We start from the raw sequence: 15,765 nt of genomic DNA, 5'->3' as shown, positions 1-15,765 counted from the left end.
CGTTGACGGAGAAGTTATGCAGAACATGTTTTAAATATGTAATAAAACAGCCATTTCTCCCAGATTTGCTGTTTCTGTATGACCATTACCGACAAGCCCGCCTTAGGCGGGCTTTTTTTTGCACAAAAAAACCCACGTTGTGAAGTGGGTTTTAATTGATTTGCACTTTTGAATCAGTCTTTTTGAACTTCGCGTTTATCAATATACATCAACACGATTTGCCTATCCGTATAGATATCGTTTGAGCCACTCTTGCGAACCGTGTCATAAAAGGCTTTAAACTTGGGATCGCGTTGTTTCATATCCTCAAGATTATCTAGTAGCACCAGAGCCTGAAAAGCCGTTGGCGCCGTATCAAAAAACCGTATAGTGCAATAGCTTGTTATCGGTTCACCAGAAACTTCAAGTTCAGCCTTCAGTGATTCATCAAATATGCATTGCTGATAATTCTGATGCTCAGCATGAACATTTCCAGCTATCAACAAACCACATAATGTAACAAAATGAGCTTTCATATCACACTCTGAACAGGAAAATTAAAGATAACTGTTCAGACTTCTGTCATGAAGATCGGTTCCTGTTTGCCGATTCTTATTGACCCATCTTACTGATAGTATTGATAACCTCCATATAAGCATCACCATGATTCCGAACCGCATCCGCATCATATTTTTCTGAAGCCAGATGTACCTCTTCAAGTGTTACCGCCAACTTGTCCAGCTCATCGTTAATTTTAGCCAGGGCATTTTCCAGGGTATAGGTCAGTTGATGGACTTTGGTCACATCATCAGCTGACATCGAGTCCTGTTTGAGTAAATTCTCGAGTCGTTGGTTATAACGTTTAAAATTTGTGACCGCTTCCTCAAGAGATTCGGCGCTTTCACCTTTGAAATGCTCTACAGACTCAGCTTTCGCCATAGTGGCAACACCAAAACTGAGCGCTGCAGCGGCAAGATAATTCATCACTTTCATATTGGCCCCTAACTATAATTAAGAATGGTTAACAAATAATAACGATAAACGTTATCAAAGGAAGATAGGGACTAATATTTCAATATCAAGGGGACATAAAAAAACCTCTCGCTAATAACAGCGAGAGGTTTTAATGTAGCGCTATGGTAAAAACACTTACATTGATTCAACTTCGGAAATGGTTTTTCTGACTACTCGACCAAGCCCGCCGGTGACATCCGCAGCCTTAATATCTTCCAGGTTTGTAGGCTCACCAACGATCACCGCACCGCCCATGCCTGCCCCAATATGAGGTGTACAGATATAAACATAGATACCTTCTTTTTCGAAAGTGTGCTGATAGTTTTCGCCCATGGGGGAGTTAATTTTTTCTGTTCCTTCCGGAACAAGGCCTTCGATGGTCTCCACATTATGGGTGGGCATATTTTCCCAGCGAACCGTATCCCCTGGCGCAATTTTTACCACCAAAGGCTCATATTTCATGCCAATAGCTGTGACTACATGCGTTTCAGCAAATGCAGCCTGGCTTAAAAGCAGTAATACTGCAGGAATAGTCTGTAATACTAATTTCATTCTAGGCATATTGCCTCCTGTTCACACATCAATTAAAAATGGAGCAAAACTGTTGTTTTGGGAATATATCCCTGACATTACAAGTGCTGACACTCTTCAAATTGCTATAGTTCCAGCAAAAACCAGTGCACTTAATGTGGATGAAGGCGATAAGTAGCGCATTAACTTGAGTTAATCGCTAAAGTTATTAAGAAACCCGCTCAGGAATGTTTCCTGTCTTTTATGTCTTATCTTTATGTTTAAAAAAACTAAAAACCTGAAATATCAGAAACCCCATCAACGTCAAAACAATTGCAATCTCATAACGGGCATAAGCCACCGACAAGCCAATCGAACCCGTTAACCAGATTCCAGCTGCGCTTGCCGTACCACTCACCCCGCTATCATTTTTCATAATGGCACCACCGCCAATGAATCCCATACCCGTGATAATGCCATACATCACTCTGGCTTCAGCGGCATCACCATCATAGACATCTCTGGCGACCAGCATAAAAGCACAACACGCAATGCTGACTAATGGATAAGTGCGCATACCCGCCCCATGGGCCTTATATTCACGATTGAGTGCAATTGGCAATGCTAAAAGAAAAGCTATCCCCAGTTGATATGAGTGATACCAGATGAGTGACAAGTTAAGTTCCATACAAAATCTCCTGATGCTTTTTCATCATTGCAAAAGAGTTTTCTGCTGGCCAAGCCGGTCCTTGCTCGAAAAGATTCGTTTATGAAATATGGAGATCTGAAGACTCAACAGACGCTGCTATTCCGCCCTAATCTGTGATTTCAATCCTCTTGGCCAGGCATTCACCAGCGATTTCAGTAATGTGGCCAGAGGTATCGCAAAGAAAATACCCCAAAAGCCCCAGATCCCACCAAAAAACAGAACCGCTAATATGATAGAGACAGGATGCAGATTTACGGCTTCAGAAAACAAAATTGGAACCAGCACATTACCATCCAGCGCCTGAATAATGCCATACGCCACCAACACGTAGGCAAACTCGTCTGTCAGCCCAAAATGAAAGCCTGCTACCGCTGCAACAGGTATCGTTGCTACTGCAGCACCGATAAAAGGAATCAGCACAGAGAAACCGACTAAAACGGCCAATAATGCCGAATACGGCAATCCAAACCAGGCAAAGGTAACAAATGCGACCGTACCAACAATAATAATTTCAACCACCTTCCCACGCACATAATTAGCGATCTGACCATCCATTTCATTCCAGATACGACTCATCAAACCACGCTTTTCGGGCATCATCGATAAAATAAACTTAACCAGTTTCTCGCGATCTTTGAGCATGAAAAAAACCAGAATCGGCACCAGCACCAGATAAACAATCAAACCAATTACATTGCCCAGTGATGCCAAGGATATTGTAAGTGCTCTTTGACCATAGACGCTCAACTCGCGCGCGACCATTGAAATCCAGTTCTGTATTTCATCCGGTGTTATCAGAGTTGGATACTTTGCCTGAAGCTCATCCAGCCATGTCTGCCCACTGGAAAGCATCCTGGGGGTTTCAAGAACCAGATTGACCAGCTGATTCCATAAAAGGGGCATCAGCAAAAAAGCCATGGCTAACATTACGCTGACAAATCCCAAAAAGACTATCGCCACAGCAATCGTTTCTGGAATATGCTGCCTCACCAGCATATTCACGACACCTTGAAGCAGAAAGGCGATGATCAGAGCAGTAAAAAATGGTGCCAGCATGCTGCCGAACCAGATGATTGCCGCAAACCCCAAAATCAGAACTATTAGTAAAATGACGGCTTCTTCGTCTGAAAAATATCTTTCCGTCCAATCTTTGAAAACTGCGCGCAAGGTCATATCTGTTTTTGTCCTGTTCAGCGTCTTAATCAATGTCTGTTACTATTCTGGCATACCGGAATAAGACTTGTTACCAATTAAAAACAGTCTACCACTCAATTTTCAGGAACTATCCAACCTGGGTTATGTTCATTAACTGCATCCACCAACCATGCGAATCACTATGCTGAACTCTTTTTTTTCCAGCAAACTGCTGTGCGGTTTAATTTTTTTATTGATTAGTTACTCCGGTCTCGCAGCAACGCCCGTCAGCGTCAGTAAACCGATAATTTCTGAATCTACCGAAAAACTGACCTTATCAGGATCGTTAACGGCAGAGCGCCGGGCATTACTTTCGCCTCGGGTAGATGGCCTGGTCAAAGAAGTATTAGTCGACGCCGGTTATCGGGTTAAACAAGGCGATATCTTAATGCGTCAGGATGCCGCGATTGCCCGACAGCAGCTTGAGCAGGCAAAAGCTGCGACAAATGAAGCTCAGGCGAGTGTTGATGAAGCTCAACGTTTGGTTGAAGAAGCCCAGCGTCTGCGCGGGGAAAATTACATTTCTGCCACTGAACTGGCGAATCGCGAATCCAATTTTGCGCTGAACCAAGCTGCACTGGCTGCAGCTCAAGCCATGCAAAAAACTGCTGAAGAACAATTTCGCCGCCACGAATTACCCGCACCTTTCAGTGGGGTTATCAGCAGCAAAATGACAGAAGCAGGTGAATGGGTAAACCGTGGAGATCAGGTGTTGGAATTGGTTGCATTGGAACCGGTCAGACTGGATGTGAATGTACCGCAGGAAAAATTTTCCGATATCACCCTCGAAACACGGGTAGAAATTCTGCCGGATGCGCTGCCTTCACGAAAACTTTCCGGAAAAATAACTGCTCTGGTACCGGTTAGTAATGCTCAGGCACGCTCCTTTTTAGTACGCATTGTTATTGATTCCGCTGATGTCACGTTGCTTCCTGGTACCTCCGCCAGTGCAGTGCTTTATCTGGGTGGCGATGAGAGAAAAGGTTATAGAGTTCCACGTGATGCGGTATTGCGCCATCCAGATGGTGGCAGAAGTGTATTTATTATTGATGAAAACAACCAGGCGCACCGCCGCAGCGTAGACGTCGGCAGTGAAGATTCGGATGGAATAATTATCACCGGAGGCTTAACCGCAGATGATTTAGTGGTGGTTCGGGGTAACGAAGTGCTCCAGGAAAATGATGAAGTAGAAATTGTTCGCGACGATAAAAAAAGGAATTAATCCCGCATGTTAGAAGCGCCTATTCGTAATGGCAAACTACTGACCGTCATTGTTCTGATCGTTTGCGTATTAGGTATTGCCGCCGCACGTTTAATACCCGTCCAGATGATCCCGGATCTGGATGTGCGCACTATCAGCGTGGTCACTCAATGGCCTGGTGCCACCCCGCAGGATATCGAAAAAGAAATCCTAATCGAGCAGGAACGTTATTTGCGGAATATTCCCAATCTCCGCCGTATGGAAGCGTTCGCTGAAACCGGCGAAGCCTTTATAGAGCTGGATTTTCCATTTGGGGTTGGTATCAACGAGACATTAATTGAAGTCTCTAATGCGTTAAGCCAGGTTCCCAGCTATCCGGAAAATGTCGATCAGCCCAGTATTCGCAGCAGCTCTTTTTCGGAAAATGCATTCATGTATTTTGCGATATCACCATTGCCCGGCAACCCGCTGAATCTCAACATCGACATGATTACCGACTTTATCGATGACAACGTTCGCACACAGATGGAACGTGTGCCGGGGGTTTCCGAGGTTCAGCTGCGTGGCGGTGCTGAACGGCAAATGCAGATCTTTATTGATTCCGCCAAACTGGCCCAGCGAGGGTTAAGTCTGACTCAGGTTCGTGATGCGATACGTGCCCGTAACAGCGACACCTCTGCCGGTGATTTGGATGATGGCAAAAAACGTTATTTGCTCAGAACCATTGGACGCTTTGAAGATAAACAGGAATTGGAAAACCTCATCCTGGCCCACCGCAATGGTACGGATATTCTGTTGAAAGATATCGCCACTATCAAACTTGATCACTATGAAGTCCGTCAGGTTGCTGTAGTAAATGATGAACATGCTCTGACCATGGCCGTTAAGCGTGAACCTGGCTCGAATGTAATTGATATCAAATACGCCATGATGGAAGTGGTCGAGGAGCTGCGTCGTGATTTATTAAACCCAAACGGGTTAGATTTAGTACTTATCGGGGATGATGTCCGCTATGTAGAGTCATCAATTCAGAATGTTTCACAAAATCTGCTGTTAGGGGCTTTGCTGGCCACCTTTGTCCTGTTTTTATTCCTGCGCAGCCTGCGCGGTACGTTAATTGGCTTGATGGGAATGCCGGTTTGTATCATTGCCGCCTTTTTGGGGCTTTTGGTATTTGATCGGACGATCAATGTTATTTCTCTGGCCGGTATTGCCTTTGCCATCGGTATGACAGTTGATAACACCATCGTGGTGCTGGAAAGCATTGAACAGGCCAGGCGTCGCGGGCTGGACCGAATTGAAGCTGCAATTGTGGGGGTTCGGGAAGTCTGGACGGCCGTACTGGCCTCCAGTATGACCACTATCCTGGTGTTTGCACCGGTGTTATTTGTTCAGGAGGAGGCCGGTCAATTATATTCTGATATCGCAATCGCTATTTCCGTGGCGATACTTGCCTCAATGTTATTTGCTGTCGGTGTTGTTCCAGCTGCCTGTGCCCGATTTGGTCTTGGAAAAAGTAAGGGTACGCATGAAGATCTGCATCGTAGGGGAATTATTCTGCATGGCGTTAACTGGTTAACCAAAGGCCCGGTCAGACGTTTAACGACGATGGCTATTACGGTGTGTGCCACTTTGGTAGCCGCATGGCACCTGATGCCCCCCGCAGAGTATTTACCGGAGGGAGAAGAACCCAAGGCCTTTACCAGCATGATTCCTCCACCCGGCTATAACCTTTCGGAAATGTTACGCATCAGCGAAGAAGTGATTGAAATTCTAAGTGCTGCCAAAGGCGCTGATCCCGCCCTTTTTGAGCAAGGTGAGGCCCCTATCCCCTCGCTTGCCTATTACTTTATCCGCACCTCTCCAACCGGGTTACGGGTATTGAGTGAACCCACCAGAACTCAAGATATCATTCCAATGATGAATGCCTTAACCGATTTATTCGAAAGTTATCCGGGAATGCGAGCGTTTTCAGGTCGAGGTTCAATTATCTCCAGCGATCAGGGCGGAACCCGTGCCGTCAGTCTGGATATTGCCGGTCCTGACATGGAAAGTCTGTACAGTACGGCTGAGTTTGCACTGAAGCGGGCCGAAGGCTTGTTTGAAAATCCCCAGATTGACTCCATTCCAGGATCGTTATCGTTGGATCAACCGTTAATTGAAATTCGGCCCCGCTGGTCACGGTTAACGGAAACCGGTTTTACAGCTGATGATTTTGGTTATGCGGTGGCCGCGCTAAGTGATGGTGCATTTGTCGATGAGTTTTTTATCGATGATGACAAAGTCGACATGTTTTTATTCAGTACCGCTGGCCAACAGCAGAATCTGTCAGGGCTTGCCGGTTTACCGATCCTGACACCCAATGGCGATGTCATACCACTAAATGCATTAGCCGACCTGGAAGAAACGGTTGATAGTGCCACTCTGCGGCGTGTTGACAGTCGGCGTACGGTCACTTTACTGATTATCCCGCCGCGTGATGTAGCGCTGGAAACCGCGGTTAACAAAGTCCGCAATGACATGATTCCAGCAATGCAGACTGAGGGTGAGGTAGCCAAAGGCGTTAATCTGTCGATTTCCGGTGCGTCAGATCAACTGGATGCCACCCGTGAATCGTTATCTGAAAATCTGCTGGTGGCAGTAATCCTGATTTATCTGGTACTGGTAGCGATTTTCTCACATTGGGGCTATCCATTGATTATTTTAACCACGGTGCCATTAGGTATCGCTGGCGGTATCGTTGGCTTAGTGGGAGTCAATGCTTCTGGCAGTTTATTAAATGCGATGGGATTACCGGCCATTATTCAGCCGTTTGATATGATTACCATGTTGGGCTTTGTCATTCTGTTGGGTACGGTAGTTAATAACCCCATCCTGATAGTTGAACAGGCCAGACGCAATCTGGCCGATAAAGCAATATCAATACATACTGCGGTTAATCAGGCAGTGGCAACACGATTACGACCCATATTAATGTCAACGCTAACCACTATTTTTGGCCTGGCACCACTGGTTTTTATTCCTGGTGCCGGTACCGAGCTTTATCGAGGCGTGGGGATTGTTGTATTAGTTGGGATTGCTGTTTCTACCCTGATTACACTCACTTTCCTACCCAGTTTACTGGTCACGGTATTGTCGTGGACACAGAGAGAACACCCGGTACAAGCTCATTCAGCCGAGACAGAATCGTGATCAACAAAAATCAGTTCATCTGTTTCAAACCCGCGTTGGGATGCTTCATTGATAAAGTCAGCGATTACCTCATCGCTGACTTGTGGGGTGCGGGCCAATAACCATAAATAGCCATGATTCGGTCCTGAAACATAAGCATATTGATAGTTCTGTTTATCCAGTCCAAACACTATATAACTGCCATAAAATGGGCCGAAGAACGAAACTTTCAGCTGTCCGATATCACTGGATTGAACAAATTTGGCTTTACCCTCTGCTTCTTCCCACTGGTTTTCTGCTGCATTAAAACCACGATTAATCACTTGAACATGACCATCTTCATGCAGACTGTATTCCGCCGTCACTGCGGTTAACCCCTCTTCAAACGAATGATCCAGACGCGCTATTTCGTACCATTTACCCAGATAACGATCCAGTTCAAAGCCAGTTACCGGTTCGACGCCCTCCGGTGTTCCGGTACAAGCCGTTAACATTAGAGACAGCAATAAAATTTTATATAGACGCATATTTCACATAGCCCTGGTTATCTTGAGGTTTTGGTTAAAAGAAGTAGTATGAATCAGACTCTGAATTCAGCGGATATTTCCAGGATCATTGAAATGGCCTGGGAAGATCGCACCCCTTTTGAGGCAATTTTGCAGCTTTATGGATTGCCGGAACAAAAGGTGATTAAATTAATGCGCCGTGAAATGAAACCGGGATCGTTTCGTTTATGGCGTGCTCGTGTTTCAGGTCGCAAAACCAAACATGATGCCTTACGAGATCCTAGTATTTTACGAGCTTATTGCCCCACGCAATACAAACCCCGTTGAGTCTGCCACAACAGCATTTTTTTATTGTTTAGACCGCTAGAAAAGCTCTTACGGCAATATAGACACAACTTAACCAGCCCACCATAAAAATCAGGCTACGGAAAAGAGCCAAATCTAACGCGTAGAAGATTGGATGCAAAACGCGGCAAGCTAAGAACAGGATAGCGGCTCCACTCAGTTCCCGTAAATTTACACTGGAATAAAATGCCAGCAGGGTAACGGCTGAATAAAATATCAACGCCTCCCAGGCATTTTTCTGTGCTGCCAATATGCGAGCGGCAACACCGGTCAGCTCAGCCTGTTGTTCTCTGGGATGCCGATTATCAAAGTTATCTACATGCTTGTAACGTAAGTATCCCCCGATAAAGGCTAATATCATCGGAAAAAACGTGACGATAAATAACACAACAAACAACGCAGGCATGTATCACTCCAGGCAGCAAAAGTTAGAGGGTATTTAACTGAAATCGGCTGCAATTTTCAGTTGGTTATAATTCTTTACAAAAAGAGCACAGATCTCCGGATCAAACGCTTTCCCGGATTGATCAGATAGATATTCAAGTACTTTCTCTTCCGGCCAGGCATCTTTATAAACCCGACGATGATAAATTGCATCCCAGACATCCACTATAGAAAACAGTCTGGCTTCAAAGTGAATCTGCTTGCCTTTTAACCCCTGAGGATATCCCAACCCATCCCAACGTTCATGATGTTCATGGGGAATCATCTGATACTGACACAGAAAATCGTTTTTAGACAAAATATCATGGGCAATTTGTGGATGCATTTTCATGATTTGCCATTCTGCATCGGTGAGTTTTCCCGGTTTGGTCAGTATGGCATCCGGAATACCAATCTTACCTATATCGTGCAGTATTGCGCCGTAGCGAATCGATTCAAGCTGTTTTTCATCAGTAATGCCTGATAGTTTGGCTAATGCCACGGTCATGCGAGTCACTCGTTCAGAATGATCTCTGGTTTCCTTATGCCTTGCATCCATAACATGGATCCAGCCGGTCACCGCCTGTTCAATGCTGTCGAGGATTTTTTTGTTGGCCAATTCAATTTTATTAAAGTCGTGACGAATCAAAACAAACAGAAGAACAGTTGTTACGACGATGAACAACCAGCCTTTCATGTGTTGTATCTGGGTGATGCCACGTTCGCCGGAAAACAAATATTCTACGGTGATATCTGATAAAAATATCCAGGCAATACCTACCACTAAATAGGCCAGCACAACTCGATAATGGGGTAGTAATTTCAAACGTTTACTCTTTTAATTTGTGGAACAGTCTTATCGATTCCTACAGGTTTATTCTGAACGCTTTTCATCCAGAAACTGTAACAGACGCTGCCAGGATTTTTTGTCGGCCTCGGCATGATAACGATCTATGCCAAATACGGTAAAAGCATGATCAGCGCCACCATAAGCAATCATTTCATTAGGCACATTAAAAGCTTCAAGTTCCTTGCTGAGTTCGGCAAACTCTTGCATGCTGATAGCCTTATCTGCAGCGCCATGCAAAATCAGGATTTCAGTTGAAGAATCAGCATAATCCTGCCCTCGAGGTGTTTTTAAACCGCCATGAAAACTGACAACACCTTGAAGATCTACTCCGGATCGCGCCATTTCCAGTGCAGCGGCACCGCCAAAACAATAACCTATAACGACGGTTTGCTGTCTATTGGCGCCTAATTCAGCAGCTTTATCCAAAGCGCCCTTTACCAGTTGACGCATCTTCTGCCGATCCTGATACAGCTCACCGGTATGCTGCTTTTTATCTTTATCCTCAGTGGGTCGAACGCCCTTACCAAATAAATCCGCAGCAAAAACTGCATACCCCTCTTCTGCCAGCATATTGGCACGTTTGATTTCGTAATCAGTCAACCCATCCCAGTCGTGAATCAGCAAAATCAGCGGGGCATTCTGAGCAGTACTCACGAAATAGCCCTGATAACTTTCATCATTAACCTGATAATCGATATTTCCAGCCACAGCCGAAACCGAAATAAATATGAGTCCAAGCAAAACATATTTTTTCAGCAACATATAATCTCCCGCGGGTCTTTGAATCGTGAATCTTTTAATACGACAAGAAGATCGCCGCAGAGTTGGTAAAAAGCTATTGGATAACTGTAAAACTAGCTTTGCTGATGATAGCGAACAACTCGGTCAACTTCATTTTTCGATCCCATAATGACCGGGACACGCTGGTGAATACTTTCCGGTTGAATATCGAGGATCCGCTCTGTTCCAGTCGAACTTACTCCACCGGCCTGTTCAATAATAAAACTCATCGGATTGGCTTCATACATCAAGCGTAATTTGCCACCCTGCTTGGCTATTTTGGAGTCTATTGGATACATAAATATGCCGCCTCGGGTAAGCACGCGATAAACCTCAGCAACCATTGATGCAACCCAGCGCATATTGAAATTTTTCTCGCGTTCACCCTCAGTACCTTTAACGCATTCTTCAACATATTTCTGAACCGGAGCTTCCCAAAACCGCTGGTTGGACATATTAATGGCAAATTCGGCGGTATCTTTGGGAATGCGCATATTGGGATGCGTCAGAATAAATTCACCGACATCACTATCCAGCGTAAAACCATTCACGCCATTACCCGTGGTCAGAATCAACATGGTGGCGGGACCATACACAGTAAAGCCGGCACAAACCTGTTCAGTGCCTTTCTGCATAAAGTCTTTTAACGTCGGATTTTTGCAATCATTGGGGCAACGCAAAATGGAAAAAATAGTGCCTACCGACAGATTGATATCAATATTGGATGAACCATCCAGTGGATCGAAACAGATTAGGTATTTGCCTTTGGGAAATTTGCTGGGGATCTGAATAATTTCTTCGATTTCTTCAGAGGCCATGGCAGCCAGATGGCCTGTCCACTTCAGATGATCAACCATTACGTCATTGGTAATGATATCGAGCTTTTTCTGAGTTTCACCCTGCACATTTTCACTGTCAGCATATCCGCCAAGCCCAATGATATTGCTGCGGCTAACGAGGTGAGAGATTTTTTTGCAGGCACTGACTATATCACCTAACAATCCCGTCAAATCACCTGTCGAATTGGGATGAGCTCGCTGCTCTTCCACGATAAACTGATTAACGGATTTGCCTATATCAGACATGGTGTGTCTCTCTTTTGCAGGATTTTAGGATTTGAGCTGGTGAATCACAGCTGGTATCGAGAGAGTAAACCAGTAGACGGGAAAATGCCAAGACAGCTTGATAATTAATAACTGAAGGGGATTAGACCAGCTAATCCCCTAATCGAAACGCTTAGATTTTAACGAGTATTTCGCCCATACCGATACCACCTACATCACCCGCATAACGTTGCACCCGGGAAAACCCTTCAACTTTGGCAAACTTGCTATCCAGTTTTTTAAATGAGGCAAACATCAATGGTAAAAATGCCAGGGTGTGCGAACCACAATCATTAAAGTTGGCAGTGATGCCATGCTGCGGCATTTTAGGCAGCAATATCGTGCCGCGCTTCATTGCATACCCCAGATGTTTACCGACGTCACCCAATACCGCGATGGTGCCGGAAATCATCCGTGAACCGCAGTATTCGCCCGCATTACCTTCAATCAGGATCATACCGCGGCGCATATGATCGCCGGTGCGTGCTCCGGTATTACCCGTCACAATAATAGTGCCGCCAGTCATGCCGTTTTTATATCCGCTGCGGGCCGCGCCGACAAAATCACCGGCATTACCGTTAATCTTGATTTGACCACCTTTCATTTCACAGCCGGTATAAATAAACGTGTTTCCGGTAATTTCAATATTTCCACCGGTCATAAACTGTCCCAGGTAAGCACCGGCATCACCGTTGATGGTAATCCGGCCCTGGCTCATGGCATGACCGATATGATCCAGTTTGGCTGAGCTGTTTTCAAAGCGGATGTCATTTACATCATCACCACTGATATCAAACAGTTCCTCTACCGGCAGCGTTAAACGACCACTGACCAGTTCCATCGCAGCAATATCTGCAACATCTTTACCCGTCAGTTTATCCGGTGTTAAAGGAGAGCAATCAACACGTTGTGCCAAATCCGTTTTGAGTTTAAGAGTCAGTGCTGTCATGCCATGATCTCCTGCAGATGAAAGTGGAATGGACCCAGTTTGCCACCATAGTTACCAGCACTGATTCGGCGAATACCGTTTTCAGCGCCTAAATCACATGCGGCCTGAATGCCGACACGCATGGCTTTATCTATATCTTCTTTGCTCAAGCCATCAATAACGATTTCCATGACGGACTCGACTTCTGGCGAACACTCGGATTTGGTCTGACCTTTTAAAGTCGGACAAAATGCATCATTGGTTGAGGCATTTAACGCTTTGTATTTGGAGCCAACTTTTGAACCACTGCGAACTACGCCGCCCGGAAAAGGCATAATGATATTAGGCAGTTGTTTCATGGCTTTAACAGCTGCTTCACACGCTGCCAGTGCCTGTGGCTGGGACTCAGCCAGGATCAGGAAGTTACCACCACCTACAGAGGAAACCACGCCGGTATTTTCCTGGGTCAGAAATTCACCATCCATTACCGGAATACGCCAGTAACGTTTACCATCAATCATTTTCGATATCTGATAACCATCACCAAAGAAACGCAGGTTTTTACCCAGCGCAATTTCTTTACCATCTTCACCTTCAATCCCTGAAAATAAAGCAGATGTTGGTGAAGTTAAAACACACTGACCAGCGCGGGTTTCAACCTGTTTCGCCAGCCCTTTTCCGCCCATGGCAAAAATCAGACAGGCGACACCGGGACGACCATCAGGGGTTTCAGAAGGATCTAATGTCCGTTCAATGGAGGCTTCACAACCGCAGGCAATAACCGATGTAGCAAACCCGGTGAAGGCTGTAGCTGAATGCATTGCCCATTCAAGATTCTGAGCGGTAATAATGATTCGCGTTCCTTTCATTGGAAACGCTTCAGCAAAGGTTTTATCAATGCTGACACCATTGATGATCATAGTCTGCCTCCCTTATGCAGCGGCTGTATCGTTAAGCTACCACGACCATCATCGACAATTTCGTCGTTACTGATTTTGAAGTTGCTCATTTTCAGGGTATGGAATTTATCAAAATATTGTTGCAGCGGTTTTTCAATGCTGACGTCATATTCCGGTTTAACCACATGAGTAGTACCCCAGGTGATTTTGATGACCTGACCCTGACGCACCACCATTTCACCATCTTTAAACACATAATCCGGTTTTTCAAACATCTTTTCGCGATCGCTGTTGTCGGTGTAAACGGTAATATCCGCTGCCGCACCAATTCCCAGATGTCCACGATCCGCCAGACCAACCAGTTTAGCGGCACCAGCGCGGGTCATAATAGCAATCTCATACAACGAGTATTCGCGATCCAATGAAGCCAGATGGGTGGCTTTCTGTGCTTCCGGATGCAATGTAGACAGCATATCGTTACGGAAAGACTTATCCATCAATAACTTAATCAGATGTGGATAACTGGTAAATGGCGCACCGTTTGGATGATCAGTGGTCAGGAATATACGCCATGGATCATCAACCATCAGGAAGGTTTCCAGACCTATCATCCATTGCAATGCATTCACATAACTTTGGTCTTTGTATTTGAAAGGCACTACACCACAACCGGCTTCACATTCGATATCCATACACACCCATTTGTTAGGATGAGCATGTGGAGCACCGGCGAACTGACGCATATTATCACCAGAAGCGGTTACTGTCTGACCGAACAGGATCTGCCCGACATCGACGGTAATATTTTTGTGTTTATTAATTGCCTCAGCAATTTCAGCCGCACCGGAGGAGAATTTGAAATCGCCTTCAGTACCGTAACTGTGAAACTGAATATGCGTCAGATGCATCGGCACGCCTTCAGCGCCCTGAATGGTATCCAGTGTGGTTTGCATGTTACCTGGGACACCTAAATTACAACCATGTACATGCAAAGGATGTGGCACACCTATTTCCTGCACCGCGCGTGACAATCTATGCAGAATATCGCGTGGCGTGACGCCATAAAAATCATTTTTTTCGTCTAAATCCAGCTTACGCTGATTAAATTTAAAGGCACTGATACCACCAGGATTAACTACTTTAAGGCCTACGGCCTGCGCATGATTAATGGTCCAGGCGACATAGTTATTAATCGCTTCCTGATCGGAATTGGCCGCCATCATACGCAGCAGAAAATCATCACTGCCAAGCATCACATAACCACCTTTATCGATAATAGGTGTGTCATGCATTTCCATATGAGCCTGACGGGCATTAATCGGTAAAACGGCCGGTTCAAAGCCTGCGGTATACCCCATTTCTGCGTAACGATAACCTGTCGTCAAAGTGCTTGGAGCCGCATGGCCTGTGCCGGAACGTAACAGTTCGGTGCGTTCATAAACGGCTTCAGCATGGTCTTCGGGTAACATGGTACGGGCAATATTGACCTTACCGCCGCCGATATGGGTATGCATATCAATAGCGCCGGCCATAATGACTTTGCCACTTACATCTATTTCTTCATCGACCCGACCATCGGTCGGCTTTTCGACAATACGTCCATCTCGGATATAAATATCCCGCACTACGTCATTTACATCGTGTGCCGGGTCAATAATACGTCCGCCGGTTAATTTTAAAAGCATCTTTCTCTCCGTTTACAGGGCCTGTTCGACCGCACTGAGAACTTCAAACACGCTGGGTAAGCCGCTGTCGCGTAATTTTCTGAGCGGCACTGAAACCACACTGTCACTGCGGAAGGTCCGCCCTTCGTGATCAATACCCGGAACACCTACCGGAATATAAACTTCCGGTTCTGTTTCAAACTGCATACCACTACGTCCAAGCACAATGGTATTTGCTGATGATTGTGGTGGTGTCACCGCTGTATTGAAACTGGATACCCAGATTAAAAGATCACTTTCATCATTCGCCAGAATACGTTTACTGTCGTTCAAAAACGGATCATAATCCGGGAAACGACGATTAAACGTTGTACGCATTGGATATCCACTTTGCCAGGAAGCCACCGCATTTACCGTCGTATCACCTTCTTTTCCACCTATCGGCAGACCGTTACTGCGGGTTGTCGCGTTGATCTCTTTGATCATTTC

16 protein-coding genes and 1 pseudogene are annotated in these 15,765 nt (G+C 45.5%); 3 read left to right on the top strand and 14 right to left on the bottom strand.

The features are described from left to right. Window positions 1-173: 173 nt before the first annotated feature. The 5 genes from B3M51_RS11725 to B3M51_RS11705 form a co-directional block, all read right to left on the bottom strand. Window positions 174-515 (bottom strand): hypothetical protein, encoded by a 342-nt coding sequence (locus B3M51_RS11725; protein ID WP_292482979.1) that lies wholly within the window; start codon window positions 513-515, stop codon window positions 174-176. 76 nt (window positions 516-591) lie between these two features. Next, window positions 592-972 (bottom strand): DUF6746 family protein, encoded by a 381-nt coding sequence (locus B3M51_RS11720; RefSeq protein ID WP_292482981.1) that lies wholly within the window; start codon window positions 970-972, stop codon window positions 592-594. A 156-nt stretch (window positions 973-1,128) separates the two neighbouring features. Continuing rightward, window positions 1,129-1,554 (bottom strand): plastocyanin/azurin family copper-binding protein, encoded by a 426-nt coding sequence (locus B3M51_RS11715; protein WP_292482983.1) that lies wholly within the window; start codon window positions 1,552-1,554, stop codon window positions 1,129-1,131. Window positions 1,555-1,765: 211 nt separating this feature from the next. Beyond that, window positions 1,766-2,191 carry an MgtC/SapB family protein gene (locus B3M51_RS11710; RefSeq protein WP_292482984.1) on the bottom strand — a complete coding sequence of 142 codons (426 nt, stop codon included), beginning with the start codon at window positions 2,189-2,191 and terminating at the stop codon, window positions 1,766-1,768. A gap of 117 nt (window positions 2,192-2,308) precedes the next feature. Then, entirely contained in the window at window positions 2,309-3,385 is a 1,077-nt protein-coding gene (locus B3M51_RS11705; protein WP_292759405.1) for an AI-2E family transporter, read from the bottom strand. A gap of 163 nt (window positions 3,386-3,548) precedes the next feature. Between B3M51_RS11705 and B3M51_RS11700 the strand changes: the two genes are divergently transcribed. Together B3M51_RS11700 and B3M51_RS11695 are read left to right on the top strand one after the other, a co-directional pair. Beyond that, complete coding sequence (locus B3M51_RS11700) at window positions 3,549-4,628, top strand: efflux RND transporter periplasmic adaptor subunit (protein WP_292759402.1); 1,080 nt, start codon at window positions 3,549-3,551, stop codon at window positions 4,626-4,628. A 6-nt stretch (window positions 4,629-4,634) separates the two neighbouring features. Then, window positions 4,635-7,799: an efflux RND transporter permease subunit gene (locus B3M51_RS11695; RefSeq protein ID WP_292482990.1), complete on the top strand. Its 3,165-nt coding sequence runs from the start codon at window positions 4,635-4,637 to the stop codon at window positions 7,797-7,799. Here B3M51_RS11695 and B3M51_RS11690 read toward each other — a convergent pair. Then, window positions 7,775-8,305: a lipocalin family protein gene (locus B3M51_RS11690; RefSeq protein ID WP_292482992.1), complete on the bottom strand. Its 531-nt coding sequence runs from the start codon at window positions 8,303-8,305 to the stop codon at window positions 7,775-7,777. The two genes, B3M51_RS11695 and B3M51_RS11690, sit on opposite strands and share 25 nt — an antisense overlap. A gap of 48 nt (window positions 8,306-8,353) precedes the next feature. On the opposite strand from B3M51_RS11690, the gene B3M51_RS11685 reads away from it, so the two are divergent. Next, the gene (locus B3M51_RS11685; RefSeq protein WP_292482993.1) at window positions 8,354-8,611 is read left to right on the top strand and encodes a TIGR03643 family protein; all 258 of its coding nucleotides are present in this window, start codon (window positions 8,354-8,356) and stop codon (window positions 8,609-8,611) included. A 28-nt stretch (window positions 8,612-8,639) separates the two neighbouring features. Here B3M51_RS11685 and B3M51_RS11680 read toward each other — a convergent pair whose 3' ends face one another. The 8 genes and pseudogenes from B3M51_RS11680 to B3M51_RS11645 form a co-directional block, all read right to left on the bottom strand. Continuing rightward, window positions 8,640-9,035, bottom strand: coding sequence for an MAPEG family protein (locus tag B3M51_RS11680; RefSeq protein ID WP_292482994.1), 396 nt, complete (start codon window positions 9,033-9,035; stop codon window positions 8,640-8,642). Between the two features lie 33 nt (window positions 9,036-9,068). Then, complete coding sequence (locus tag B3M51_RS11675) at window positions 9,069-9,878, bottom strand: HD-GYP domain-containing protein (RefSeq protein WP_292482996.1); 810 nt, start codon at window positions 9,876-9,878, stop codon at window positions 9,069-9,071. Window positions 9,879-9,926: 48 nt separating this feature from the next. Continuing rightward, window positions 9,927-10,664, bottom strand: coding sequence for a dienelactone hydrolase family protein (locus B3M51_RS11670; RefSeq protein WP_292482998.1), 738 nt, complete (start codon window positions 10,662-10,664; stop codon window positions 9,927-9,929). A gap of 92 nt (window positions 10,665-10,756) precedes the next feature. Continuing rightward, the gene (locus tag B3M51_RS11665) at window positions 10,757-11,767 is read right to left on the bottom strand and encodes a class 1 fructose-bisphosphatase (RefSeq protein WP_292482999.1); all 1,011 of its coding nucleotides are present in this window, start codon (window positions 11,765-11,767) and stop codon (window positions 10,757-10,759) included. Between the two features lie 151 nt (window positions 11,768-11,918). Further along, window positions 11,919-12,734: a formylmethanofuran dehydrogenase subunit C gene (locus B3M51_RS11660; RefSeq protein WP_292483001.1), complete on the bottom strand. Its 816-nt coding sequence runs from the start codon at window positions 12,732-12,734 to the stop codon at window positions 11,919-11,921. Next, entirely contained in the window at window positions 12,731-13,633 is a 903-nt protein-coding gene (fhcD, locus tag B3M51_RS11655; RefSeq protein WP_292483003.1) for a formylmethanofuran--tetrahydromethanopterin N-formyltransferase, read from the bottom strand. Before fhcD ends, B3M51_RS11660 begins: the two co-directional genes overlap by 4 nt. Further along, entirely contained in the window at window positions 13,630-15,297 is a 1,668-nt protein-coding gene (locus tag B3M51_RS11650; RefSeq protein WP_292358590.1) for a formylmethanofuran dehydrogenase subunit A, read from the bottom strand. Before B3M51_RS11650 ends, fhcD begins: the two co-directional genes overlap by 4 nt. 12 nt (window positions 15,298-15,309) lie before the next feature. Continuing rightward, window positions 15,310-15,765 (bottom strand): annotated as a pseudogene (locus tag B3M51_RS11645) (formylmethanofuran dehydrogenase subunit B); the annotation flags it as partial.

The sequence above is a fragment of the Methylophaga sp. UBA2689 genome, assembly GCA_002354555.1.
In the GTDB taxonomy this organism is placed as follows: Bacteria; Pseudomonadota; Gammaproteobacteria; order Nitrosococcales; family Methylophagaceae; genus Methylophaga.
Note: the sequence above shows the minus strand (reverse complement) of the source record. Positions and strands in the feature narration are given on the sequence as shown.

Excerpts from the sequence above, each read along its gene's own strand:
- B3M51_RS11720 (WP_292482981.1), bottom strand. The coding sequence starts at position 972 with ATGAAAGTGATGAATTATCTTGCCGCTGCAGCGCTCAGTTTTGGTGTT.
- B3M51_RS11725 (WP_292482979.1), bottom strand. The coding sequence starts at position 515 with ATGAAAGCTCATTTTGTTACATTATGTGGTTTGTTGATAGCTGGAAAT.
- B3M51_RS11710 (WP_292482984.1), bottom strand. The coding sequence starts at position 2,191 with ATGGAACTTAACTTGTCACTCATCTGGTATCACTCATATCAACTGGGG.
- B3M51_RS11695 (WP_292482990.1), top strand. The coding sequence starts at position 4,635 with ATGTTAGAAGCGCCTATTCGTAATGGCAAACTACTGACCGTCATTGTT.
- B3M51_RS11680 (WP_292482994.1), bottom strand. The coding sequence starts at position 9,035 with ATGCCTGCGTTGTTTGTTGTGTTATTTATCGTCACGTTTTTTCCGATG.
- B3M51_RS11670 (WP_292482998.1), bottom strand. The coding sequence starts at position 10,664 with ATGTTGCTGAAAAAATATGTTTTGCTTGGACTCATATTTATTTCGGTT.
- B3M51_RS11700 (WP_292759402.1), top strand. The coding sequence starts at position 3,549 with ATGCTGAACTCTTTTTTTTCCAGCAAACTGCTGTGCGGTTTAATTTTT.
- B3M51_RS11650 (WP_292358590.1), bottom strand. The coding sequence starts at position 15,297 with ATGCTTTTAAAATTAACCGGCGGACGTATTATTGACCCGGCACACGAT.
- B3M51_RS11660 (WP_292483001.1), bottom strand. The coding sequence starts at position 12,734 with ATGACAGCACTGACTCTTAAACTCAAAACGGATTTGGCACAACGTGTT.
- B3M51_RS11665 (WP_292482999.1), bottom strand. The coding sequence starts at position 11,767 with ATGTCTGATATAGGCAAATCCGTTAATCAGTTTATCGTGGAAGAGCAG.
- B3M51_RS11715 (WP_292482983.1), bottom strand. The coding sequence starts at position 1,554 with ATGCCTAGAATGAAATTAGTATTACAGACTATTCCTGCAGTATTACTG.
- fhcD (WP_292483003.1), bottom strand. The coding sequence starts at position 13,633 with ATGATCATCAATGGTGTCAGCATTGATAAAACCTTTGCTGAAGCGTTT.
- B3M51_RS11685 (WP_292482993.1), top strand. The coding sequence starts at position 8,354 with ATGAATCAGACTCTGAATTCAGCGGATATTTCCAGGATCATTGAAATG.
- B3M51_RS11705 (WP_292759405.1), bottom strand. The coding sequence starts at position 3,385 with ATGACCTTGCGCGCAGTTTTCAAAGATTGGACGGAAAGATATTTTTCA.
- B3M51_RS11690 (WP_292482992.1), bottom strand. The coding sequence starts at position 8,305 with ATGCGTCTATATAAAATTTTATTGCTGTCTCTAATGTTAACGGCTTGT.